The organism is Helicobacter sp. 11S02629-2 (assembly GCF_002272875.1).
GTDB lineage: Bacteria > Campylobacterota > Campylobacteria > Campylobacterales > Helicobacteraceae > Helicobacter_I.
This window is the reverse complement of record NZ_MLAN01000007.1, coordinates 1-20,876: the sequence shown is the minus strand read 5'-3', so window position 1 is coordinate 20,876 and position 20,876 is coordinate 1. Positions and strand designations below refer to the sequence as shown.

At 35.3% G+C, this 20,876-nt stretch carries 25 protein-coding genes and 1 pseudogene; 20 read left to right on the top strand and 6 right to left on the bottom strand.

What is annotated here, in order from left to right:
• Nucleotides 1-36: 36 nt before the first annotated feature.
• Both BKH40_RS05535 and BKH40_RS05530 read right to left on the bottom strand, forming a co-directional pair.
• A complete protein-coding gene (locus tag BKH40_RS05535; protein ID WP_095277665.1) occupies nt 37-762 on the bottom strand; it encodes a glycosyltransferase family 25 protein in 726 nt (241 codons plus the stop codon).
• Nucleotides 755-1,177, bottom strand: coding sequence for a hypothetical protein (locus BKH40_RS05530; protein ID WP_095277664.1), 423 nt, complete (start codon nt 1,175-1,177; stop codon nt 755-757). Before BKH40_RS05530 ends, BKH40_RS05535 begins: the two co-directional genes overlap by 8 nt.
• 105 nt (nt 1,178-1,282) lie before the next feature.
• Between BKH40_RS05530 and ccoS the strand changes: the two genes are divergently transcribed.
• From ccoS to BKH40_RS05445, 16 genes and pseudogenes are all read left to right on the top strand, one after another.
• Entirely contained in the window at nt 1,283-1,477 is a 195-nt protein-coding gene (gene ccoS, locus BKH40_RS05525) for a cbb3-type cytochrome oxidase assembly protein CcoS (RefSeq protein WP_095277662.1), read from the top strand.
• Nucleotides 1,474-2,466, top strand: a complete 993-nt coding sequence (locus tag BKH40_RS05520) for an NAD(P)-binding domain-containing protein (protein ID WP_095277661.1) — start codon at nt 1,474-1,476, stop codon at nt 2,464-2,466. The genes ccoS and BKH40_RS05520 overlap by 4 nt, the downstream gene beginning before the upstream one ends.
• A 15-nt stretch (nt 2,467-2,481) precedes the next feature.
• The gene (locus tag BKH40_RS05515; protein ID WP_095277659.1) at nt 2,482-3,021 is read left to right on the top strand and encodes a DUF502 domain-containing protein; all 540 of its coding nucleotides are present in this window, start codon (nt 2,482-2,484) and stop codon (nt 3,019-3,021) included.
• 17 nt (nt 3,022-3,038) lie between these two features.
• A complete protein-coding gene (gene mqnP, locus BKH40_RS05510; RefSeq protein WP_095277658.1) occupies nt 3,039-3,920 on the top strand; it encodes a menaquinone biosynthesis prenyltransferase MqnP in 882 nt (293 codons plus the stop codon).
• A 3-nt stretch (nt 3,921-3,923) separates the two neighbouring features.
• Nucleotides 3,924-4,469, top strand: coding sequence for a hypothetical protein (locus BKH40_RS05505; protein ID WP_095277656.1), 546 nt, complete (start codon nt 3,924-3,926; stop codon nt 4,467-4,469).
• A gap of 25 nt (nt 4,470-4,494) precedes the next feature.
• On the top strand, nt 4,495-5,010 hold the full coding sequence (locus BKH40_RS05500; protein WP_143428459.1) for a hypothetical protein: 516 nt from the start codon (nt 4,495-4,497) through the stop codon (nt 5,008-5,010).
• Between the two features lie 10 nt (nt 5,011-5,020).
• Complete coding sequence (locus BKH40_RS05495) at nt 5,021-5,602, top strand: queuosine precursor transporter (RefSeq protein ID WP_095277653.1); 582 nt, start codon at nt 5,021-5,023, stop codon at nt 5,600-5,602.
• A 3-nt stretch (nt 5,603-5,605) separates the two neighbouring features.
• Nucleotides 5,606-6,340, top strand: coding sequence for an arginyltransferase (locus BKH40_RS05490; protein ID WP_095277651.1), 735 nt, complete (start codon nt 5,606-5,608; stop codon nt 6,338-6,340).
• A gap of 24 nt (nt 6,341-6,364) precedes the next feature.
• Entirely contained in the window at nt 6,365-7,174 is an 810-nt protein-coding gene (locus tag BKH40_RS05485; protein WP_095277649.1) for a phosphatidylserine decarboxylase, read from the top strand.
• Between the two features lie 12 nt (nt 7,175-7,186).
• Nucleotides 7,187-7,630, top strand: coding sequence for a M67 family metallopeptidase (locus BKH40_RS05480; RefSeq protein ID WP_095277647.1), 444 nt, complete (start codon nt 7,187-7,189; stop codon nt 7,628-7,630).
• Between the two features lie 13 nt (nt 7,631-7,643).
• Nucleotides 7,644-8,282, top strand: a complete 639-nt coding sequence (serB, locus tag BKH40_RS05475) for a phosphoserine phosphatase SerB (protein WP_095277645.1) — start codon at nt 7,644-7,646, stop codon at nt 8,280-8,282.
• A 36-nt stretch (nt 8,283-8,318) separates the two neighbouring features.
• A complete protein-coding gene (locus BKH40_RS05470; RefSeq protein WP_095277644.1) occupies nt 8,319-9,086 on the top strand; it encodes an outer membrane beta-barrel protein in 768 nt (255 codons plus the stop codon).
• A gap of 151 nt (nt 9,087-9,237) precedes the next feature.
• Nucleotides 9,238-10,317: a cytochrome-c peroxidase gene (locus BKH40_RS05465; RefSeq protein WP_095277642.1), complete on the top strand. Its 1,080-nt coding sequence runs from the start codon at nt 9,238-9,240 to the stop codon at nt 10,315-10,317.
• Between the two features lie 222 nt (nt 10,318-10,539).
• Complete coding sequence (locus BKH40_RS05460) at nt 10,540-11,241, top strand: Sir2 family NAD-dependent protein deacetylase (protein WP_095277641.1); 702 nt, start codon at nt 10,540-10,542, stop codon at nt 11,239-11,241.
• An 8-nt stretch (nt 11,242-11,249) separates the two neighbouring features.
• Nucleotides 11,250-11,970: pseudogene (locus tag BKH40_RS08975) on the top strand (SprT family zinc-dependent metalloprotease).
• Nucleotides 11,971-12,011: 41 nt separating this feature from the next.
• Nucleotides 12,012-12,422 carry a YbgC/FadM family acyl-CoA thioesterase gene (locus BKH40_RS05445; RefSeq protein WP_095277636.1) on the top strand — a complete coding sequence of 137 codons (411 nt, stop codon included), beginning with the start codon at nt 12,012-12,014 and terminating at the stop codon, nt 12,420-12,422.
• Between the two features lie 267 nt (nt 12,423-12,689).
• Here BKH40_RS05445 and BKH40_RS05440 read toward each other — a convergent pair whose 3' ends face one another.
• From BKH40_RS05440 to BKH40_RS05425, 4 genes are all read right to left on the bottom strand, one after another.
• Entirely contained in the window at nt 12,690-13,229 is a 540-nt protein-coding gene (locus BKH40_RS05440; protein WP_095277634.1) for a GPR1/FUN34/YaaH family transporter, read from the bottom strand.
• A gap of 11 nt (nt 13,230-13,240) precedes the next feature.
• On the bottom strand, nt 13,241-13,993 hold the full coding sequence (locus BKH40_RS05435) for a HugZ family heme oxygenase (RefSeq protein ID WP_095277633.1): 753 nt from the start codon (nt 13,991-13,993) through the stop codon (nt 13,241-13,243).
• A 162-nt stretch (nt 13,994-14,155) separates the two neighbouring features.
• Nucleotides 14,156-14,968, bottom strand: a complete 813-nt coding sequence (locus BKH40_RS05430; RefSeq protein WP_095277631.1) for a 3'-5' exonuclease — start codon at nt 14,966-14,968, stop codon at nt 14,156-14,158.
• Between the two features lies 1 nt (nt 14,969).
• The gene (locus BKH40_RS05425) at nt 14,970-15,806 is read right to left on the bottom strand and encodes an NAD+ synthase (RefSeq protein WP_095277629.1); all 837 of its coding nucleotides are present in this window, start codon (nt 15,804-15,806) and stop codon (nt 14,970-14,972) included.
• A gap of 350 nt (nt 15,807-16,156) precedes the next feature.
• On the opposite strand from BKH40_RS05425, the gene petA reads away from it, so the two are divergent.
• The 4 genes from petA (at nt 16,157) to BKH40_RS05405 (ending at nt 20,765) form a co-directional block, all read left to right on the top strand.
• Nucleotides 16,157-16,687 carry a ubiquinol-cytochrome c reductase iron-sulfur subunit gene (petA, locus tag BKH40_RS05420; RefSeq protein ID WP_095277628.1) on the top strand — a complete coding sequence of 177 codons (531 nt, stop codon included), beginning with the start codon at nt 16,157-16,159 and terminating at the stop codon, nt 16,685-16,687.
• A 10-nt stretch (nt 16,688-16,697) separates the two neighbouring features.
• Nucleotides 16,698-17,948, top strand: coding sequence for a cytochrome bc complex cytochrome b subunit (locus tag BKH40_RS05415; RefSeq protein WP_095277626.1), 1,251 nt, complete (start codon nt 16,698-16,700; stop codon nt 17,946-17,948).
• Nucleotides 17,948-19,186, top strand: a complete 1,239-nt coding sequence (locus tag BKH40_RS05410; RefSeq protein WP_257842526.1) for a c-type cytochrome — start codon at nt 17,948-17,950, stop codon at nt 19,184-19,186. Before BKH40_RS05415 ends, BKH40_RS05410 begins: the two co-directional genes overlap by 1 nt.
• 187 nt (nt 19,187-19,373) lie before the next feature.
• Nucleotides 19,374-20,765 carry a hypothetical protein gene (locus BKH40_RS05405; protein WP_143428458.1) on the top strand — a complete coding sequence of 464 codons (1,392 nt, stop codon included), beginning with the start codon at nt 19,374-19,376 and terminating at the stop codon, nt 20,763-20,765.
• Nucleotides 20,766-20,876: the final 111 nt, after the last annotated feature.

Here is a 20,876-nt window from a genome sequence, read left to right as displayed (position 1 = left end):
GCTAGTAGGGCAGTGTTGTTTTGTCTTGATGCTGCTTTATTTGCATTTTGGGGGTTTGTAAAATGCCTTGAATATAGCCTTTTTACTTTGGGTAAAGATTCTAAAAAACTCTCTTATAAGCTTGTATTTAAAAGGCTTTTTAACACTATATCTATTAGGTATAGTAGTAGCTACTACTAGCTCATCTCTTATAGAAAAAGGCTTATAGATGATGTTATCAATCTTATGTCTTGCGACATAGTCCATCTGCAAGTCTGCTGGTAAGTCCCAGTACTTTATGGCACTAAAAGCACGCGCAGCGCGTGGGGTTAGATAGTAGCCTTGCCCACCTGCTACATCTTCTAAAGTGTAGTAAAAGTGCTTATTTATAGGCTTTAAGCCTTTTTCATCTATGCAGGCAAGACGCACATAAGAAAAGCCACTTGCTTTTATATCTCTTATGGAATCTAAAAAGTTGGGATTAAAACTTATATCATCTTCTAGCACTACTATAGGCTCATCTAACTCCAAGCATTTTTGCCAAAGGCTAAAGTGAGAGGCATAGCAGGCGTTTTCGCCTTTTGTGTTAGGCATGGCGCGATTACGTATGGCTTTTTTGTCATTTATATACTTTTTAAAAGCAGCCTCTTCTCCCTTGCTAGCATCAACTGCTTTAAAAAATATAAACTCTAAGTCATTAGATTCTAACTCATCTATCTGGGCTTGCATCTTAGTCTTTCTTTCAAGACTAGATGGAAGATTGATTATAAAAACCTTAAGCACTAACTAGTAAGCCTGAATGTAAGTAGTTTATAGTGTGGAGTTTGTTTATAAGAGTAGCTATTAGACTTCTCATCTCTACACTTAAGTTTTCATTTCTTAAAACTTTATCAAAATCTTCTAGCTTTGAAGTAGGGCTGTGACTGCTTAAAAACTTCACTGCTATCATATCGCCTGAGTTAAGGATATCTTCTCTTTGAAGCCTATTAGCAAGGGCTTGAAAGCTAGTCATGTCATTTAGCCCGCCTTTTATATCATTTCCTAGTTTTTCTATCTTTTGAGTGTACTTTGACTTTACAAAAACATCTTGAGGGATGCTATCTAGTGGGACGTGAGTTTTTTGTCTATCTTGTCTTTCATCATTGCTTGGAGTTAGGGCTCCTATATATCTAGCTTGAGTTATGTGGGTAGTTTGCATTTTTGCTCCTTCAAAATATGAAAACTACAAGCAAAAAAGAATCCAAGTTGATAGTTAGTCAAATATGATAGAATCCTAAACTTTAATGCCACTAAGGAGTTATCTTTGAGTAGTTGGGTTATAGCTTTAATGCTAGGGATGTCAATTTTCATGGGTCTCATGGGACTTATAGCATTTCTCTGGGGGCTTAAAAATGGTCAGTTTGACGATAAAGATAAAATGATGCAAGGTGTGTTATTTGATAGCACAGATGACTTAAATAAACTTGCAGAAACAACAAAACCAAGGAATAAAAAATGAATTCAGAAAATACAGTACACGAAGTAGCAATAATTGGCGCTGGTCCCGGAGGTATATCTGCGGCTGTGGAATGTAAAAAATACGATGTAAAAGACGTTATAGTTTTTGAAAAAACTGATAGCATTCTAAGCACTATACATAAGTTTTACAAAGCCCATAAGCACGTTGATAAAGACTATAAAAACCAAGTAGTACAGCTTAGAGGTCATATACCTTTTAGTGATGGCTTTAAAGAGAGCACTTTAGAGCTTTTTGAAAGCCAAGTTGCAAGCAATCATATAGATGTTAGATTTAACACTGAGATTGATAAAGTTGAAAAAGAAGGCGATTTATTTGTCATAAGAAGTGCGAGTAATGAAGTCTTTAAAGCTAAGTTTGTAGTAGTTAGTATAGGTAAGATGGGACAGCCTAATAAGCCAACTTATGCCCTTCCTCCGACAGTTAGAAAGTTTATAAACTTTAATGCTAATGACTGTCAAAAAGGTGAAAAAGTCCTTGTCGTTGGTGGTGGGAACTCTGCAGTTGAGTACGCAGTAGACTTGACTAACCTTACTGATACTACTTTAAACTATAGAAAGTCAGAGTTTACTAGGATTAATGATACTAATGCTAGTGCACTTAAAGGCGTTTTAGATTCTAAAAAGCTAAAAGGCAAGTTTGGTATAGATATAACTAGCCTTGAAGCAGCTCCAAGCATAAGTGGTAATGCCGACAGAGATAGTATAAAAGTTAACTTTACTGATGGAAGTAGTGAAGTTTATGACCGTATAGTTTATGCTATAGGTGGGGTAGCACCACTTGACTTTTTACATAAGTGTGGAATCAAAGTTGATAGTAATGGCGTCCCGCTAGCTGATAGCAACCACGAAACTCCGACAAAAAATCTTTTTGTAGTTGGAGATATACTATTTAAAAATGGCGGCTCTATAGCTATAGCTATGAATGATGGACTTGATATAGTTGAGTGCATAAGGAAGCGAATAAGCTAAGATAAAGGTTGATAGATGGGTATTATTAGACTTTTTGGTAAGGGCATATTAGCCCTTCTGCCATTTATTATTTTGATATGGATTATAAATTTTGTTTTTGGCATAGTGAAGGGTCTTTGGCAAATAGTTTTTAATACTACTTCTAATAACATAATAGCAACTACTATTATCTTAATAGTGAGTGTTTTAGTTATCATTTTCATAGGGTATCAGTTCGAAAAGAAGCAAAAAAATCTCTTTATGGGGATTTTTGAGTTTACTGTGTCTAAGATTCCTATGATAGGGAGTATATATCACGTTTTAAAAGACATGGTTGGTATGTTTACTGGGAATGCAAAAGAGGCTTACTTAGGTGTGGCTTATGTAGACTTAGTGGGTACTAGACTTATGGGTTTTATAACAAAGCAAGAAGGGGACTACTACTGGGTTTTTGTGCCTACTACTCCTAACCCAACTTCAGGCTTTTTGCTAAGTGTGCATAAAGACCAGTTAGTGCATGCTGATATAACAGTAAGTGATGGTCTTAAAAAGCTGCTATCTCTTGGCATGAAGTAAGGGCTTTTTATAAGTTTATGCTAGTAGGTCTTAAAAAAGCGATTAATAACTTTAGCGAGCTAGTAGTTTTTAAACACACTATCTTTAGTGCAAGTTTTATACTAGTATCGCTAGTTGTAGCAAGCAAGCAGTTAAATGGCACGCCGTGGTTTGGCTGGCGCTTATTAATCTTATGCGTTATAGCTTTAATTACAGCTAGGAACTTTGCTATGGCGTTTAATAGATTCTTAGATTATGATATAGATAAGACTAATCCAAGGACTATGTCACGCCCTAGCGTAGATGGTAGGATAAGTAGGAGTGCAATAGGGCTTTTTTGTATAGTAAATGTAGTTATTTTCATAGTTGATAGTTACTTTATTAATAGTCTTGCTTTTTATCTATCCTTTCCTTTTATCATCATCTTGGGATTTTATAGCTTTGTAAAGCGTTTTAGTTATCTAGCCCACATAGTTTTGGGAGTTAGTCTTGGCTTAGCACCACTTTCAGGCGTTATAGCAGTTTTAGGAGATATACCTCTTTGGAGTATCTATCTAGCTATAGGTGTGCTTTTTTGGGTGGCTGGCTTTGATATCTTATACTCTATACAAGATATAAACCACGATAAAAAAGAAAAGCTTTATTCCATACCGTCTTATTTTGGACTTAAAAAGTCTTTACTTATATCAAGGGTGTGCCATGTGCTAACAGTTATCTTTTGGATAGCTTTTATAGCTAGCTATGGTGGCGGAATCTTTGCTTACATAGGGCTTATACTTAGTATATTGATGCTTTTATATGAGCACTACTTAGTAGCTAAGAATCTAGAAAATATCCCAAAAGCTTTTTTTGTGACTAATGGTTATCTAGGCTTTGTATTTTTAATCTTTATCATCTTAGATACTATTTTTAAAGGCTAGGATGTGGAGTTAAATGATAGACTTAAAGGACTAGGTACTAGACTAGTAGAGACTAGGTTAAAACTTGAGCTATCTTTAAGCACAGATTCTCAAAATGCCTTTGAAGCCGAGTTCTCAGATATAAGTTTTAATCAGGTAAACCCAGTTGATAGATGGATAAATAATATCTACTCAAGAAGTGAGGCAAGGGATAGTGATCCTTTAGTTTTAGAGCTTTTGTGTGAGCTTTATAAAAAGATAGATAGGTTAGAAATGGCTTTAAGTAAGGAATCTAAAAGCTTTTTAGAACTAAAATATGAGAGATTTAGCACCTTTCTTGGACATGGAGTGATAGTCTTAGAAGATTCCAAAGACTTAGAGCTTTCTAAAGAGTATTATGCAAGATTATCCCTACCTGTTTTTCCCACTAGGGAAGTGCCTTTGTTTGCCACTTTAGAATCTGATAATGTATTAAAAATATGCAAAATGGGTAAAAAAGATATAGAAGACTTTGATAACTATATAGCTTTGGTTGAAAGAGAAAATATTAGAAATTTGAAACTTTCTTAATAAAAAATAAGGGGTAAGAGGTTATATGAACTCATTTGGAACATTGAATTTTGATCTTGTTGTTAGTATCGTTGGGGTACTTTTTTTGATTATCTTAATCTGCTTGTTAGTTTATGTCGCACTTAGAGATAAGGATGTTTCTAAGAAGTTTATACGTATAGAGCAGTCCATAGAGGACTTAAACAAAGAGATCTATAAGATCCAAAAGTGGATAATGGAATCTAAAAATATAAAAGAGCCACTAAGTCTAGATACCGTCTTAAAAAAAGACCTAGACTATATAATAAGCATGCAAAAAAAAGACCTAGATACTTTAAGTTCTAACTTACAAGCTGATAGAGACTACTTTGAAAATAAGATTCTAATCTTAGAAGAAAGATTAAGAGAGATGGGGCACTTTGGAGGATCTATGCAAAATAAAAATGAAGCCAAGATCTTGCAGATGTTTCAAGATGGCTATAGTATAGATAAGATAGCTAAAGAGCTTCGTATGGGCAAGGGTGAGGTTGAGTTTATATTAAAATTATCTGACATCAAGTAAGGTTTGCTACATGAGTTATATGCCGCATAATGACAAGATGCCTTTTAAGACGCTAGTTTGGACTACTATCTTTTTTACCATCATCATAACAGCATCTAATGTTTTAGTAGCTTTTCAGATAGGTCATACACCCTTAACTTACGGGGCTATAACCTATCCTTTTTCATTTTTGCTTATGGATGTTATGAGTGAAAAGTATGATAGAAGATCAGTAATGAATGCTTTAAGGATAGGGCTAGTTTTAGCCTTTATCCCTTCTATGTTTATAAGCGAGACGCCACGCTTTGCTATAGCTAGCATAGCTGCGTTTTGCGTTTCTCAGTATCTTGATGTAGTTATATTTTTTAAAATAAAACAGCGTTTTCCAAAACTTTGGTGGTTTAGGAATGCAACTTCAGCAAGCTTAGCGCAGTTTATAGATACTATCATCTTTTTCCATGTCGCCTTTCTCTTTAGCGTCCACTACTCAGAAGTTTGGCTTATGGGGCTAAGTGACTACTCTATAAAGCTAATCTTAAACTTTATAAATATCCCACTTTTTTACTTTATAGCAGTTAGAACTTATAAACGTTTTACTTTTATAAAAAGATAGAAGATGGAGTGCTATGAGTTTACTTCTGAACTGCATCCTTGTTCTTACTTCAAAGATAGACAAGGGCAGTTTCACTACTTCTGCATAAAAGACTGCTCAACTTACTTTTATAAAGGGCTTTTAGAGCGAGGCTATAGGCGTTTTGGAGAGTTTTTCTTCGTGCCAAGATGCCCTGAGTGCAAGGAGTGCATAACTATTAGACATCTTGTAAGTGACTTTACTCCAAGTGCTAATATGCTAAAGGTGATGAAAAAAAATAAAGAGACGCTATTTGCCTTCAAGCGACCACTAGTTAATGACGCAAGGGTTTGCCTTTATGTTAAGTATCATCTTAGGATGGCTAAGAAAAAAGGTTGGTCTTTTAATAATATAGATATGCAAACTTACAGAGATACCTTTGTTGAAGGAGCGGGTGAGTTTGGCTATGAGATGTGTCTTTATAGGGATGGTAGGCTTATAGGTGTTAGTTACTTTGATATAGTACAAGATAGCTTAAGTGCGATTTATTTCTTTTATGACCATGATTATGAGCACTTAAGTCTAGGCACGCTTAATATCTTACTTCTTTTTTCGTTAGCAAAAAGATTAAACTTAAAGTACTTTTATCCGGGCTACTGGATAAAAGATCATCACTCTATGGGCTATAAAGAGAGATTTAAACCATTTGAAATGCTAACTAATGAAGCTGATATCTTTGACAAAACGCAATACAAGCTTTATAAAACACACCAGTCTTAAAAAAGACCTACTTTAAGGAGTACTATGAACTTTAGTAATAAACTATCTCGTATCTTTGGCAAGATAGCTAATAAAGCCTTCCCTCACATCATCCAGATCTTCATCAATAGACTTTATGTTTATGTGTTTAAGATAGATATGAAGGAGTTTAATAAACCTTGTAGTTATAAAACTTTAAATGCCCTTTTTACAAGAAAGCTAACTAAGCCTAGGAAGTTAGATGCTAAGCCTTTTAATATCATAAGCCCAACTGATAGCCTTATAATGGAACAAGGTAGGCTAGAAAACTATAAAGCCCTTCAGATAAAAGGCATGGAGTACTCAGTGCTTCCTTTTTTGGGCTTAAGCGATACTAAAGATATAGAATCTATCAAACACTATAAGTTTATAAACCTCTATCTTTCACCTAAGGACTATCATAGATTCCATGCACCTTGTGACTTAGAAGTCTTAGAGGCTAGATACTTTAGTGGCAGGCTTTTGCCTGTTAATAAGACTTCGCTTTTAAAAAACAAAGACCTTTTTAATATCAATGAAAGAGTAGTTTTAAAAGTGCGCTTTAGCTATAACCAAGAGATAGCCTACTATGTCGCAGTTGGTGCACTAAACGTTGGCAAGATGCGCTTTAACTTTGATGAGAGGATAAAAACTAATGCTAGCCTTGGAGATGCTATCTATACTTATGAAAACTGCTTTTTAAAAGCAGGGGATGAAGTAGGTATGTTTGAGATGGGCTCAACTATAGTTTTAATCGCCAATGTACTCTTTGTAAAAAAAGAGCAAGATGTAGTTAGGATGGGCGAAGAGCTAGCCTTGCTAAATAAAAGCGTTTAAGAAAGGGATAGGATGCTTGTAGTTGATAGTAGGATTTATGAAGGCATGATTAGCTATGTAAAAAAAAGTATAGATGTTGAAGTCTGTGGCTATCTTTTAGGGAAAAGAGTATTAAATGGAATCTTTCAAACTAAGATAGTAAAAGACTTTATCCCTATAAAAAACGTCCATCAAACCCCACTGCACTTTTTTACTATGGACGTTAATGACCAGCTAGCAGCCCTAAAAAGTGCTAATGAAAAAGGTCTTAATATAATAGGAGTGTTCCACTCCCACCCTATAGCTAAAGCCTTTCCAAGTAAAGAAGACTTAAAATATATGGGTGAGGCTTATAGCTATGTCATCATCTCTTTTTGGGATTCTTACTCACAAAGTAGGGTGTTAGATAAGGTAGCTTTTAACTCTTTTGGTATGGATAAAAGTAGACTTAAGCAAGAAAGAGTGCTTATATTTTAATTTAGGAGGCTATATGAAGCTAGTAGTTTTTGACTTTGATGGAACACTAATGGATAATGAGACCATAGATGAACTAGCAGCAGCTTACTCTATAAACGATGAGGTATCATTAATCACAAAAGAGGCCATGGAAGGAAAGATAGACTTTTTTTCTGCCTTAACCAAAAGAGTGGCTTTACTAAAAGGTATGCCTTTAAGTCTTGCGACAAAAGTAGCCCACTCCCTAACTCCTATGCCTAATGCAAAAGAGTGCATAGATAGGCTTAAAGAGGCAGGCTTTATAGTTGTATGTTTTAGTGGTGGGTTTAGCTTGGCTACTGAGTACTTTAAAGAAGTGCTTGGACTAGATGCTACTTTTAGCAATATCTTACATGCAAAAGATTGTGTTCTAACTGGGCAAGTTGGCGGCAGTATGATGTTTTCAGATTCTAAAGGCGTTATGCTTAAAAGCTTTGCGTCCATGCTAGGACTTAGTAAAAGTGACTGCATAGCTATAGGTGATGGGGCTAATGACTTAAGTATGTTTGAGTATGCAGATACTAGGATTGCTTTTTGTGCAAAGCCTAAGCTTAAAGAAAAAGCCACTCATATAGTAGATACTAAAGACTTAGGATTGATAGCAGATATAGTTTTGCAAGAAACTAAGTGCTAGAATCACAGGTTTGCATCAAACTTTAAAAGGATATACATGTTACAGGCAGGGGTAAGTAAAACTTTAGTTTTAAGTTCAGTTTTAGTATTTGGTTTAATTGGAAGCTTAAACGCTAAGCAGTGGTATGATAATGGCGACTATGGGGTATTTGTAGGGGCTAGCTTGCAAGGTCAAAGAAACTTAAAGCCTTTTATAGACACCAAAAGTAGCACTCTTTTAACTAGCAACACTTTAGATGCTACTACAAGCTCTAAGCTTGGCTATCTAGTGCAAGCAGGTGCTTTTTACTATCCTATGAAGTATGTTGGATTTAGGGCATATTACGCTTATGGGTCTTTTAACATAGCTAATAATGCTACTTTTACCCAGACTACAGGCACAGGCAGCACTACATCTAGCGGTATGCTTGATAATCAAGGAAGCTTTCAAAGTGCTAACTTAGACTTGCTTTTAAAGTATGACATTTCTAGCTATCTAAGTGCTAGCTTTTTTGTAGGGCTTGGCTTTGAACACTTTAGTATGAGTGGAAGTTCTACTACTTTGCACAGTAATGATACTGGAGTAGTAGAGCCTACTTTAAGCATAGACCCACAAAAGAGAAACGGTGCTGTTGTAAACGCTGGGATATTAGTTAACTTTTTTAGATTTAACCAGATAGAACTAGGCATGAAACTTCCAACTTATGACTTAAATACTACTAGTTCTTATCAAGCTAGTTCTATTACAACTAAGCAGTTTTATAGTTCAAAACAAAGTTTGCCAGCAAGATTTTATATGGGTTATAACCTAGTTTTTAACTTTTAGAGGCAGTATATGAACATTTCTTAATAAAATATCCACAAAAAATTATCTTTATTTAAACTTTGTTAATAAACATAATTTTTTTTCTTGGTTTTTATCACTTTTTATCATTATTAGTTATATAATGCGTTAACTAAATATTTAGGAGTAGATAATGAAAAAGTATATTTTAATTGGAAGTTTGGCTGCTTTTTGTGCAGTAGGTGCTATAAGTACAGTTAGTGCTAAGGACATTGATGGTGCCACTCTTCTAAAACAAGCTAAAGATGCTGGCCTTGTGGCTATGCCTACAGGTGAAGCCCTTAAAAAAAGGCAAATCGAGCTAGCTAATCACAACAAACTAGCCCCGGGCTATAAAGATAAAATGACACCAGCACAAGTTGAACTTGGTAAACAACTATTCTTTGACCCAAGGATCTCAACTTCTGGAATCATCTCTTGTAACACTTGCCACAACCTAGGATTAGGTGGAGTTGATGGCGTTCCTGCAGCTGTTGGTAACCGCTGGACTCCAAACCCACACGGACTTAACTCACCTACAGTTTATAACTCAGTCTTTAACAGCAGACAGTTCTGGGATGGAAGAGCACACCACCTAAGTGATCAAGCACAAGGACCTATCCAAGCATCTAATGAGATGGCAGCTGATCCAAAAGTAGTTATAGAAAAAATTCTTTCTATGCCAGGATATGTATCTGAGTTCCAAAAAGCCTATGGTAAAAATGTAAAAATAGACTTTGACTTAGTAACTGATACTATAGCTATGTTTGAAGAAACTCTAGTTACTCCAGATTCTAAATTTGATAAATTTATGAGTGGTGATACTAAAGCTTTAAATGAAAAAGAAAAAGAAGGTCTAGAGCTTTTCGTAACTAAAGGTTGTGCTGCTTGCCACAATGGTATAAACCTTGGTGGACAAATGAGACCTTTCCAACTAGCTGGCAAATATAAATTTGACAACGTTGGTGACTTCCGTGGAAACAAAGAAGGACTAGTAAAAGCTCCTACTTTAAGAAACATACTTCAAACTGCACCTTACTTCCACAACGGTCAGTTCTGGGATGTAAAAGACGCTATTAAAGAAATGGGTAGAGTACAACTTGGTATAAAAATTACCAATGATGAAGCACAAAAAATAGAAGCCTTCTTTGCTACTTTAACAGGTAAAAAACCAGTTGTGACTTATCCAGAGTTCCCAGTATCAACTACTAAAACTCCAAGACCACAATTCTAAGCCTTACTAGCATTTTAGGGTTTTTAGATCTAGCCTCTTTAAGGGGCTAGATTCTTACTTGCCTCTTTGACTTTCGTTTTTCCTCATCTTATATTTTTCTTTCCCACGCTACTTAGCTACTTTACTTTTTAAGAATCTTTTTTGTGATTTGATATTTGTGCTAGTTTGAAGTAGTAAAATTCTTTCTAGATTAAAAGATAAAGTATATATAAAAGGATAGATATGGGAAGGATAGTGACTTTTAGTGGTGCAGGGCTAAGTGCGGAATCTGGACTTAATACTTTTAGGGATAAAGGTGGCATATGGACAAAGTATGATGCCAATGAAGTATGTAATATCAATAAGTGGAAAAAAAACTTTGAATTAGTACATGAGTTTTATAACAAAAGACGTGTGCAGCTAGGCACGGTAAATCCAAACGCCATGCATAAGTATTTTAAAGATTTAGAAGATAGATATGACACGCTTCATATTACTCAAAATGTTGATGATCTTTTGCATAGGGCAGGCTGTAAAAATGTCTTGCAGATTCATGGGCAGATAGATAAGGTTTACTGCACAGAGTGCGGCGAGGTTTATAGGCTAGGTCATGAAGAGTATACGTTTTGGCCTTGCAAGAAGTGCGGCAGTAAGTGGATAAAGCCCTATGTTATCTTTTTTGGTGAGAGTGCACCAAAGTACAAAAACCTCTGGCAAGAGATAGCAAGCTTAAAAAAAGATGACATAGTATTAGTTGTTGGCACAAGTGGGGCTGTTATAGATATAGCTTCCATGACAGCTAGGAAGCCAAGCCTAAAAATCCTAAATAATCTTGAAGAAGATAAGTACATGGATGATTCTGTATTTGATTATGTTTTTTATGGCAAGGCTACTACCAAGATAGATGAGATAGATAGGTTAATAAGAGATAAGATGGGGCACTAGAGACTGTGATGAGCAAAGAGTTTGTGTTTAACGAGCTAGAAGATTCCATATTTGAAAACCTAAAGGTTACTAGGAAGTATATAAAAAGCTTTATCTTGAGGGTTAAAGGAGATGGTAGTCTCTCAGTTAGCATGCCTTTTAGGGCTAGTAAAAAAGAACTAAGCAGCTTTTTACAAGCAAGGGCTATGTGGGCAAAAGAAGCAAGAAAAAAAGCCCTTGCACATCAAGAAAGATATAAAGCCCTACTAGAAAGTAAAAAAAGAGACTTTATTAGTGATGAAGTCTTTTTTTATCTTGGGAGAAGCTATATCTTAAAGGTTATAGAATCTAAGAGTAATAAAGTAGAGCTAGAAGGTGCATACTTAAAGCTTTATGTAAAAGATATAAACTCTAAAGACAATACTTGAAAGCTGGTATAAAGCAAGGGCTAAAGAGTGTTTTTCAAGCCTCATAGAAACTTACTCTAAAGTAGTGCAAAAAGAAGTAAAGGCACTAAAAATAAGAGGGATGAAGACTAGGTGGGGGGTTTGCCACTACCAAAGAGCACAAATCACGCTTAACTTAGAGCTTATAAAAAAGCCTCTTTCTTGCATAGAGTATGTAGTCTTTCATGAGCTAGCCCACCTTATCCACCCTAACCATTCGCGTGACTTTTGGGACTATATACAAAGTCATATGAGTGATTATAAAGAAAGAAAAAAGCTTTTGGAGGTAGGGCAAAACTTATAAGCTAGCTATAATCACTAATAAACAAAGTGGAGTTTTAATATATGAATATACGAGTTTACTATGAAGATACAGACTGTGGCGGCATAGTCTATCACGCCAACTATTTTAAGTACTGTGAGCGCGCAAGGAGTGAGTTTTTTTACGATAAGGGCATGTCTCCTGAGGTAGAAGGCAAAGGCTTTGTAGTAGTGCATATAGAATCTAGTTTTTTAGGTGTGGCAGTTTTGGCTGACTTACTAGAAGTCAAAAGTAGGGTAGTAAAACTTGGTAAAAGTGGTATGAGTGTAAGTCAAGATATCTATCTAAAAGATAAGCTTATATTTAAAGCAGTCATAAAACTAGCTTGTATTGATATGAGCACTAAAAGGATAGCTAGGATTCCAGAAGAGACTTATAATATATTAGAGCGTGATATGGAAGAGGGGATAAAAGAAGCTAGCAAAGATAGCTAGCTTTATGTTTATTTTTACTTTATATAAGACAAAAACTAGGTTTTAAAGATACTAGTAATCTTTATCACTACGTAAACGTTTTATGCTGCAATAAGCTTTTGGTGAATTAAAAACTGAGTATGAATTATATAGAATCAAAAACGAAGTTAAAGTTGTAAGACTTAGAATCTAAATGTGATCCAAAATATAATCCCTACTTTTAAAAGTAGGGATTTACTCCAATTAATCATAAAACAAAAAACGCCACCACAAAGGGTTTAAAAATCCTTAAGCAATCTCTTTTTTGTAGCAAGAAGCTATGAAGCTAGAAGCACCAGCATAGAAAGCAACTACAGCAGTTACAAGTCCAAAGTATCCACCAGTTACATTCCATCCATTAATACCAGTCCATGCACCTATGGCTAGAAGCACAAAAGTGATAGTTAAGATGATAAGTACAAGTGCTACAGCTTTTGAACCTTTAAGAGAACCTATAAAGTAAGTAAGTGATAATATAGCCCATAGTATAAGGTAAGTACCTATGCCACCAGCTGTTACACCATCTCCAAAGAAGTGAGTAAGTAGTACGTAAGATATCCAGAACGCACCATATGTTGAGAATACTACAAAGCCAAAAGTATTACCTTTTGGGTACTCGAAAAATCCAACTAGTAGTTGTACTATACCACCAAAGATAACAGCTAATGCCAGCACAACACCCATGCTAGAGCTAGATATCCACTCAGCATTAATCGCTGAAAGAAGAAATGTAGTGAAAGCAAATCCAAATAGTCCTAAAGGCCCTACATTAGTATTTTTAAAATTCATAATCAATCCTTTTATTTTTTAATAGTATGAGGCATACCGCCACTTGCTAGACTTATAACTTCACCATTTTCTAGTATGTCATAAGCTTGTCCGAATCCTTTTACAAATCTGCCTTTTCCAAAATGTAGTTCAACTAGGTGGAAGTCAAGCATATTTCTAATTTGCCTGATTCCTCCTCCGCTTCCCTCTTTTTGTATAAAGCTGTCAAAAACTTCATCAAAAAAAGCTCCCCTATCTATAAAAGCTGCCTTAGTTTGGAATCTAAGTCTTTTCCTCGCTATAGGGTTTTTAGCCTTGCTTTCATCTTCTAAGAACATGGCTTCTATGTTGCTAGGGTGTAGCTTAATGTTTTCATAGTGCTCACTTACTTCACTTATATAAATATAACTTTTACCTTTATAGTTAATAAGTGGGGCATAGGTCGCACAAACATGCTTGTCTTTGTTTAAAGTTGCAAGCACCACTGAGCTAAACTCTAGTTTGAAGCTTTCTAGCTCTTTTGAGATATCAGCACTTTTCATGTTTAGGTTTTGACATAGCTTTATTATTGCGTCTTTGTAGTCTTTAGGTTCAGTTTTTTTAGGAAAAGGTACATTTACTATTACATTTTCCTTGCTATCTTTTGCTTCTATCTTTAAACCATCTCCGTTTAAGTCTAAAAGCACAGCGTCCTTTACCTTTAGATTCCCATAAGTGTTAGCAAGTGCTATAACCTCGTCTTTGTGATGATCGTTCATGTGAGATATGATTAATTTTAAGTCCATTTTTTTCCTTTTTATAAGTTTGGCTTGACCTTGCCTTTTGTGATTCTATCCTTGCTTTCTTTGAATAGTCTTTTTTGTGAACAAAGTACCTAACTTAAAGTAAAAACTTTGCAAATATGTAACAATAGTTCACTTATTATTTTCATATATGTAACACCGTTTTTACAGCTTTGCTTCTATTCTCTTTAATTCCTCATTTATGCTTTCATTTAGACTTTGACTAAAGTTTAGATTCTGTGGTATTAAGGCTTGCATATTTTTTAGATAGTTAGCATAGTCACTAAGGGTTAGATTCCCTTTAGTTAGTTCGTATTTTAAAAAAAGCCAGTAGGTATTTATAACATCACTTTGACAGTAGATATCTATAGAGGCAAGATCATTTTTTGCATACGCTAGCTTATAGACATCTCCTCCTGCTACTTCAAACTTACCCATGATATTTGCCATCTTGCAAACTGTGTCTAGATTTAAAGCACGCGTTGCACCAAAACTTCCAAGACTATCAAATAGATCAAGATGAAACTTTTCACTATATCTTTGCCTATAGTTTTCCCACTTACTTTTATTAAGAGAAGGATTGTTTTCTTCATAGTAAGCATTAAGACTGATGTTATATTTCATAGCCCTTAGGCAGATTACTGGGAGGTCAAAGCCACGTCCATTAAAGCTTATAAGTCTTGGATTACTCTTATTTAAAAAGCTTGCAAACTCATCTAATAAGACTTCTTCTCTATCTTCTAAGCTTACATCTTTAGCAAAGCTACCTACTTTTTTAAAGTTGCCAAAGTCATCTGCTATAACACTAGCTATGGAGATAACTTTATGAAAACAAAGAGGTAAAAAAGTAGTGTTGTTTGCTGCTTGCTGGGCACTAAAAGCAAGCTCACAAACTTCTAAGTCACTTCCTTCATATCCGTGTATAGTTTTTAAAAGACTAGTATCAGGCACTGTTTCTATGTCAAATACACATATCATCTTAATCTCTTTCTAGCTCTAGATTAGGTATGTCAAAAAACTTAGTTCCTTCTTTCTTAAAAGCATTAAGTTTTATCCTACTTATTAGACTTTTTGTCATACTCTCTCCATAAATATCTTTAAGTGCTCTAAACTCAACGCTTTCATATACTTCTTTTAAGCTTAAGGCTTCTAGACTCTTAAAGTTAGTGTAGTCTTTTAGGAATCTATCTATATCTTCATACTTATAACCTATCTCATCTTCATCTTTTTGATTGGCAAATAAATCAGCACTTGGTGGCTTAGTAAGTATAGAATCTGGAACACCTAAAAACTTAGCCAGCACAAAGATATCACTTTTATAAAGAGAAGATATTGGATTAAAAGCACAGGCTAAATCTCCGTGCATAGTGCCATAGCCAAGTAGAAGCTCACTTTTATTACTAGTGCCTACAACTAGGGCGTTAGTTAGGCTTGAGTGATAGTAAAGTGTTGCCATCCTAAGTCTTGCACAAAAGTTACCTCTTTGAAGAGGGCTAGCTTCTGGATACTCTTTTATAAAATCTTTATCCATGCTTTCTATACTTGCTAGTTTAGAATCTATATTATGCTTTTGGCATAGCTCTTTGGCGTCTTTTAAACTTTCTTCACTAGAAGTGCTTGAAGGCATCAAAAGTCCAAGCAAGTTTTTTTCATTTTTATTAGATTTGGCTAAAGCTTTTTTACAAAGAAGGGCAACTACTGCACTATCTATACCACCACTTAAGCCTAAGACTAGACGCTCAAAACCTTTTTCTTCCATAGTTACATTTATAAAGTTAGTTATCTTTTTTACTAGTTCTTCTAAAGAGGTTTTCAAAACATCACTCCTTAATATTTATATCAAAATCTTATCTCTAGCCTTAGCTTAATCTTACCTTTATTAGACTCTATCTTAAGGTACACGCTTATAAGCCATTTAATAGTAAAAGATTCTATCTTAAATCTAGTAAGAGTATTTTCACACTGTCCAAAATGTACCCAATATCTGGTTTTGATCTTAACGCTAATTTGTATTTAAGCTTGTTTAAATTACAATCAGCGGTTGCCAACACCTACCTAAAGATGGAAACATAATTTTTATTTGAAGCGTAATTTTATTAATTGATAAAGGAATATAATTGATTCCACAATGTGTAAGATCGCGAGTTTTTGTATAAGGAGTAAAACATGGCTGATGATGTGAACGAAGTCAAAGACGTCAAGAGACGAGACTTTATGGGTATGACCGTAGGAGGGTTTGCTATACTTGGAGTTATAGCAACCATCTACGGTATAAAAAGGACCTGGGACCCGCTCCCTAGCGTAGTGTCTGCTGGATTTACCACGGTTGATTTAGCGGGTATGAAAGAGGGAGAGTTTAGAACAGCCACTTGGCGTGGTAAGCCTGTTTATATGAGAAGGAAGAGGGGCGATGAGGACTTTGTTGCTTATCGTGACTTTAAGCTAGGAGATGGTGCTTATACTATAGGCATACAGATATGTACTCACTTAGGTTGTATACCTTTATGGAAGCCAGATATTAATCAGTTCTTTTGCCCATGTCATGGAGGAGAGTACACAGAAGATGGCGTAAACATCGCTGGAACCCCACCGCCAAGACCGTTTGATATGCCACCTTTTAAAGTGACTGGTGCCACTACGCTTTTACTAGGTGAATCAGGCCCAGAGTATGAAGCAATGATTAAAGCAAAAGCTTAAGGAGAGATAAATGGCACACATAAGGAAATCGAAGAATTTTGGCGATTGGATGGACCAACGCTTAGGAACTAAGACCCTTTGGAAGGTCTTAATGACAGAATATTGGGTACCTAAAAATATCAACTTTTTATGGGCTATGGGCGTTGTCCTACTTGGTCTTTTCTTTGTCTTGATAGTTTCAGGTATCTTCTTACTTATGTATTACAAGCCAGATGCTAATCTTGCTTATGATAGTGTTAACTACACTATCATGCAAGAGGTGTCTTTTGGTTGGATGTGGCGTCACATACACGCAGTAGCAGCTAGTATTGTATTTGTTATCATTTATATACACATGTTTGTAGCTATCTATTATGGTTCTTACAAAAGAGGTAGGGAGATGATATGGATAACAGGTATGCTACTTTTTGTATTCTTCTCAGCAGAGGCCTTTAGTGGATACATGCTACCTTGGGGGCAAATGAGCTACTGGGCTGCAACAGTTATAACTAACCTTTTTGGACAAGTACCTGTGATAGGTCCTGATTTGGTAGACTGGATTAGAGGAAACTACATAGTTCAAGATGCTACATTGACAAGATTTTTCATGTTACATGTGTTCTTAATCCCTGTTATTATCCTTGCCATCATAGCTATACACTTCTACTCACTTAGAGTTCCTCACGTTAACAACAAAGATGGTGAAGAGCTAGACTTTGAAGAAGAATCTAAAAAATACATAGAAGGTAAGAAAAAATCTTCTAAAGTTATACCTTTCTGGCCTGTATTTATGAGTAAAGATATATTTGTACTTAGTGTATTTATGATCTTTTTCTTCTATCTTGTTGGCTATCACTTTGACTTTGCCATGGACCCGGTTAACTTTGAAAGAGCTAATAGTTTGGCAACTCCAATCCACATCTATCCTGAGTGGTATTTCTTATGGAGTTATGAAGTATTAAGAGGATGGTTCTTTAGCTCAGGTCTTGGTCTAATAGCCTTTGGTGTAGCACAGATTGCCTTCTTCTTCATCCCTTGGCTTGATAGAAGTCCGGCTATAAAACCAGCGCATCAACGTACTGGATTTATGGTATTTTTCATACTATTAATTATTGACTTAGTCGTTCTTACTATATTTGGAAAACTCCCACCAGAAGGAAGTGCTAAGTATGTAGGATTTATCTTCTCTGTAGCATTTATAATTCTTATCTTTGTAGTTTTACCTTCGGTAACTTTATATGAACGCAAAAAGCAAGAGCGCAAAGAAAGAGGAGTTAAGTAATGAAAGCATTGAAAGAAATCGGAATACTTATCATATTGATAATAATTTTTGGAATCATATATTGGGGTGTTGAGCCTTTTGCTCACTCAGTTATGTATCCAAAAACCGCCCCAGCTGACTATCAATATAAAGACTTAGATAGACTTGGTAAGATAGACTTAAGCCATGGTGATGTAGCTAAGGGTAAAGCTATAGTTGCTACTACTTGTAGTGCTTGCCACGGTGTACATTCTCAAGGTATAAAAGCTCCAAGTAGCGATGCAGATGCAGCAGCAGCTTATGGCGTAGTACCACCTGACTTATCAGATATAGGACTAATTTATGACCATAAGTATCTTGCTCACTTCATAAAAGATCCAGTAAGAGCTACTAAGCTAAATGCTAAGTTTGCTACAAGCTGTGCAGGCCTTACAGGCGAAGAAGCTGCTAAGTGTGCTGAGTTTAATAAAGGTAAGGCTGCTTACCCTATGCCAAGTGCTGATATGTTGGGTTTAAGCGATGCTGATATATCAAACGTAGTTGCCTACTTTGCAAGTATCGCACCTAAATCTTTAAGCGATAAAGAAGTGTTTAAAAACGCTTGTGAAAGATGCCACTCAGTTAACTATGATAAAGGCCAGTATGATGAGTACTTTGGTAAAGAAGTAGGTAAAAAAGTAGAATCTCACTATGGTGAAGGTTTAAAAGCTTTAACTCCAACTGATGATATAGCTAAGTATCTAGGTGCTCATGCTCCAGATCTATCTATGATGATACGTGTAAAAGGTGTTGATGGACTAGCTAAGTTTGTAAATAACCCTCAAAACGTGCCTTTAGAAGATATTAAGAAAAATATTCTTTCTAAACTTTTAAAAGAAGCTCAAACAAAAGAGATAAAAGCACTACCTGCTAATTTACCTCACCAAGAGCTAGTTGCTAAAGTTAATGCTATACAGTCTAAAACACTAAGTGACTACGGTATAAAACTACCTGCTAACACTATGAAAGACTCTTGGCAAAGTGAAGATGACTACACTAACCTAGCTTTAAGCATGGACGCTATGCCTATAGGTAAGTCTATGCCTAGAGTTGGTTTAACAAAAGCTTCTGAAGTACAAGTTGTTAACTACTTACAAAAAGTAGGCGATAGCAAAAAAGATCAAAGAGATGGTCTTGGTATCAAAATCATGATCTTCTTCTTAATCCTTGCAATTCTTGCCTTTATATGGAAAATCAAAATCTGGAAAGATATACACTAGTTTTCCATTAGCCTTTTGTCTTACCTTATAGTTTTAAAGTCTTCTACCCCACTTAGGGGATAGAGGCTTTAAGATATTAATCTTCTTTTTTAATTTTCATTTTTTTTAATCATATTTTTTAGGTAGTTTCTTATATATTGAATTTATAAATAACTATATTTTTGTTGTAATGAACTTTGTGCTTTGCATGGCAAAAAAGTGGAAAGAGATAACACAAAGCGAGGCTTATAAGGCTAACTTTATAAGAAGCTTTTTTGCTAATAAAAAAGAGGCTGTAAAAGACTTAGCACAAAGTAATGACGCCCCTAAAGTCGCCCCTAAGATAAAAGAGGATGAAACACTAAGCAATAAAGAAGTAGATGCAAACATAGACATCCCAAAAGCTGCTACAGACTTAAACGTGCCTAAAGTTGCAAGTAAGATAGACACTAACAAAGAAGCTATCCTTCCTCCCTTAAAAGAGCTAGGAGTTAACTACCCTAATCTTAAAGGCAACCCAACAGCAGCTTTTTATAAGTTAAGACAAAATCCAAGCATAAAAGCACAAGTTAAAGGGGCATGGCATAGAGATGATATAGGGGATATAGATATGATTAATGGTGAAGTTATAGATGCACAAAAACATACTGGCTATGGACTAGCCCATATTATCGATAAGCATGGAAAAGAGTTTGAAAGATTTGGACAAGGAGAAGATGGAGTAATAGAAGGCTTAAATAAAATAATAAACGAAGGTAAGCCTATTGATGTTGATGTACAAAGAGGATTAAAGGACATATGGTTAAAAGATGGAGAAGACTACTTTAGAGTAAGGCTTAGAAAAAGCTTTGATAACAAAGAGACTAATCACTGGGTAGCAACTGGATTTAATCACAAAAATGACAATATCCCTGAAAGCGTGAGTGGCATCAAACAAAGTTTTCATACTGGTGATGATCTTACTGGCTCTCAGAATCTTTCGCCAACCACTCCTAGTAATAATGCCTTAGATAATTTAACTAGTCAAGAAGCCACACAAGCTATAAAAGAAGCAGGTGTTAGAGAAGTTAAAACTATAAACAAAGAAAACTTAAAAGACTTTATAGAGCATGAAGACATCATGCAAGGAGCAACGCCTTTACCTAAAAGCATCACAGAAGAAGAGTTTTTAGATAAAACTTATAAGTTTGATAATATAGCTAACTTCTTAAAGCATCTTAAAACTAGAAAAGACGCAGATGCTAGGATGGCTTACTTAAATCTAGTAGAAACAACTTTTAATGAACCTAAATACATCCTAAACTTCCCGAATAAAAAAGAGTACCTAAAGCCTTTTAAAACCCAAAGCGGTGAGTTTATGTATCTTTTAGTGACTAGAGAAGATGATAGATTACTTATAACTGGGTTCCCTAGATCTAATATCAATAAGATAAAAAAAGAAATATTGAAAAGTGATAGTGTAGAAGTGTCGGCATTATCCAAACTTTCATCCGACCGGACAGCAAATGAAGCAAAGCTTCAGTTTGGGCTATCTAATGGAGATGATATTACCAAAGAAGCAAAAATTAGTCAAGAAGTAAGTAAAAAGGAAGAGCCCTAAAATATTAAAGCAGTTTCAAAAAGGATTAGCACCTTTAGACTTTATAGACAAAAATGGCAAGGCTTATACTATAAGCCCTGAAGTTCAAAAAGAGTGGATGGATACTTTTGG

Excerpts from the sequence above, each read along its gene's own strand:
- BKH40_RS05530 (WP_095277664.1), bottom strand. The coding sequence starts at position 1,177 with ATGCAAACTACCCACATAACTCAAGCTAGATATATAGGAGCCCTAACT.
- BKH40_RS05520 (WP_095277661.1), top strand. The coding sequence starts at position 1,474 with ATGAATTCAGAAAATACAGTACACGAAGTAGCAATAATTGGCGCTGGT.
- BKH40_RS05515 (WP_095277659.1), top strand. The coding sequence starts at position 2,482 with ATGGGTATTATTAGACTTTTTGGTAAGGGCATATTAGCCCTTCTGCCA.
- mqnP (WP_095277658.1), top strand. The coding sequence starts at position 3,039 with ATGCTAGTAGGTCTTAAAAAAGCGATTAATAACTTTAGCGAGCTAGTA.
- BKH40_RS05500 (WP_143428459.1), top strand. The coding sequence starts at position 4,495 with ATGAACTCATTTGGAACATTGAATTTTGATCTTGTTGTTAGTATCGTT.
- BKH40_RS05495 (WP_095277653.1), top strand. The coding sequence starts at position 5,021 with ATGAGTTATATGCCGCATAATGACAAGATGCCTTTTAAGACGCTAGTT.
- BKH40_RS05490 (WP_095277651.1), top strand. The coding sequence starts at position 5,606 with ATGGAGTGCTATGAGTTTACTTCTGAACTGCATCCTTGTTCTTACTTC.
- BKH40_RS05485 (WP_095277649.1), top strand. The coding sequence starts at position 6,365 with ATGAACTTTAGTAATAAACTATCTCGTATCTTTGGCAAGATAGCTAAT.
- BKH40_RS05480 (WP_095277647.1), top strand. The coding sequence starts at position 7,187 with ATGCTTGTAGTTGATAGTAGGATTTATGAAGGCATGATTAGCTATGTA.
- serB (WP_095277645.1), top strand. The coding sequence starts at position 7,644 with ATGAAGCTAGTAGTTTTTGACTTTGATGGAACACTAATGGATAATGAG.
- BKH40_RS05470 (WP_095277644.1), top strand. The coding sequence starts at position 8,319 with ATGTTACAGGCAGGGGTAAGTAAAACTTTAGTTTTAAGTTCAGTTTTA.
- BKH40_RS05465 (WP_095277642.1), top strand. The coding sequence starts at position 9,238 with ATGAAAAAGTATATTTTAATTGGAAGTTTGGCTGCTTTTTGTGCAGTA.
- BKH40_RS05460 (WP_095277641.1), top strand. The coding sequence starts at position 10,540 with ATGGGAAGGATAGTGACTTTTAGTGGTGCAGGGCTAAGTGCGGAATCT.
- BKH40_RS05445 (WP_095277636.1), top strand. The coding sequence starts at position 12,012 with ATGAATATACGAGTTTACTATGAAGATACAGACTGTGGCGGCATAGTC.
- BKH40_RS05440 (WP_095277634.1), bottom strand. The coding sequence starts at position 13,229 with ATGAATTTTAAAAATACTAATGTAGGGCCTTTAGGACTATTTGGATTT.
- BKH40_RS05435 (WP_095277633.1), bottom strand. The coding sequence starts at position 13,993 with ATGGACTTAAAATTAATCATATCTCACATGAACGATCATCACAAAGAC.
- BKH40_RS05430 (WP_095277631.1), bottom strand. The coding sequence starts at position 14,968 with ATGATATGTGTATTTGACATAGAAACAGTGCCTGATACTAGTCTTTTA.
- petA (WP_095277628.1), top strand. The coding sequence starts at position 16,157 with ATGGCTGATGATGTGAACGAAGTCAAAGACGTCAAGAGACGAGACTTT.
- BKH40_RS05415 (WP_095277626.1), top strand. The coding sequence starts at position 16,698 with ATGGCACACATAAGGAAATCGAAGAATTTTGGCGATTGGATGGACCAA.
- BKH40_RS05410 (WP_257842526.1), top strand. The coding sequence starts at position 17,948 with ATGAAAGCATTGAAAGAAATCGGAATACTTATCATATTGATAATAATT.
- BKH40_RS05405 (WP_143428458.1), top strand. The coding sequence starts at position 19,374 with ATGGCAAAAAAGTGGAAAGAGATAACACAAAGCGAGGCTTATAAGGCT.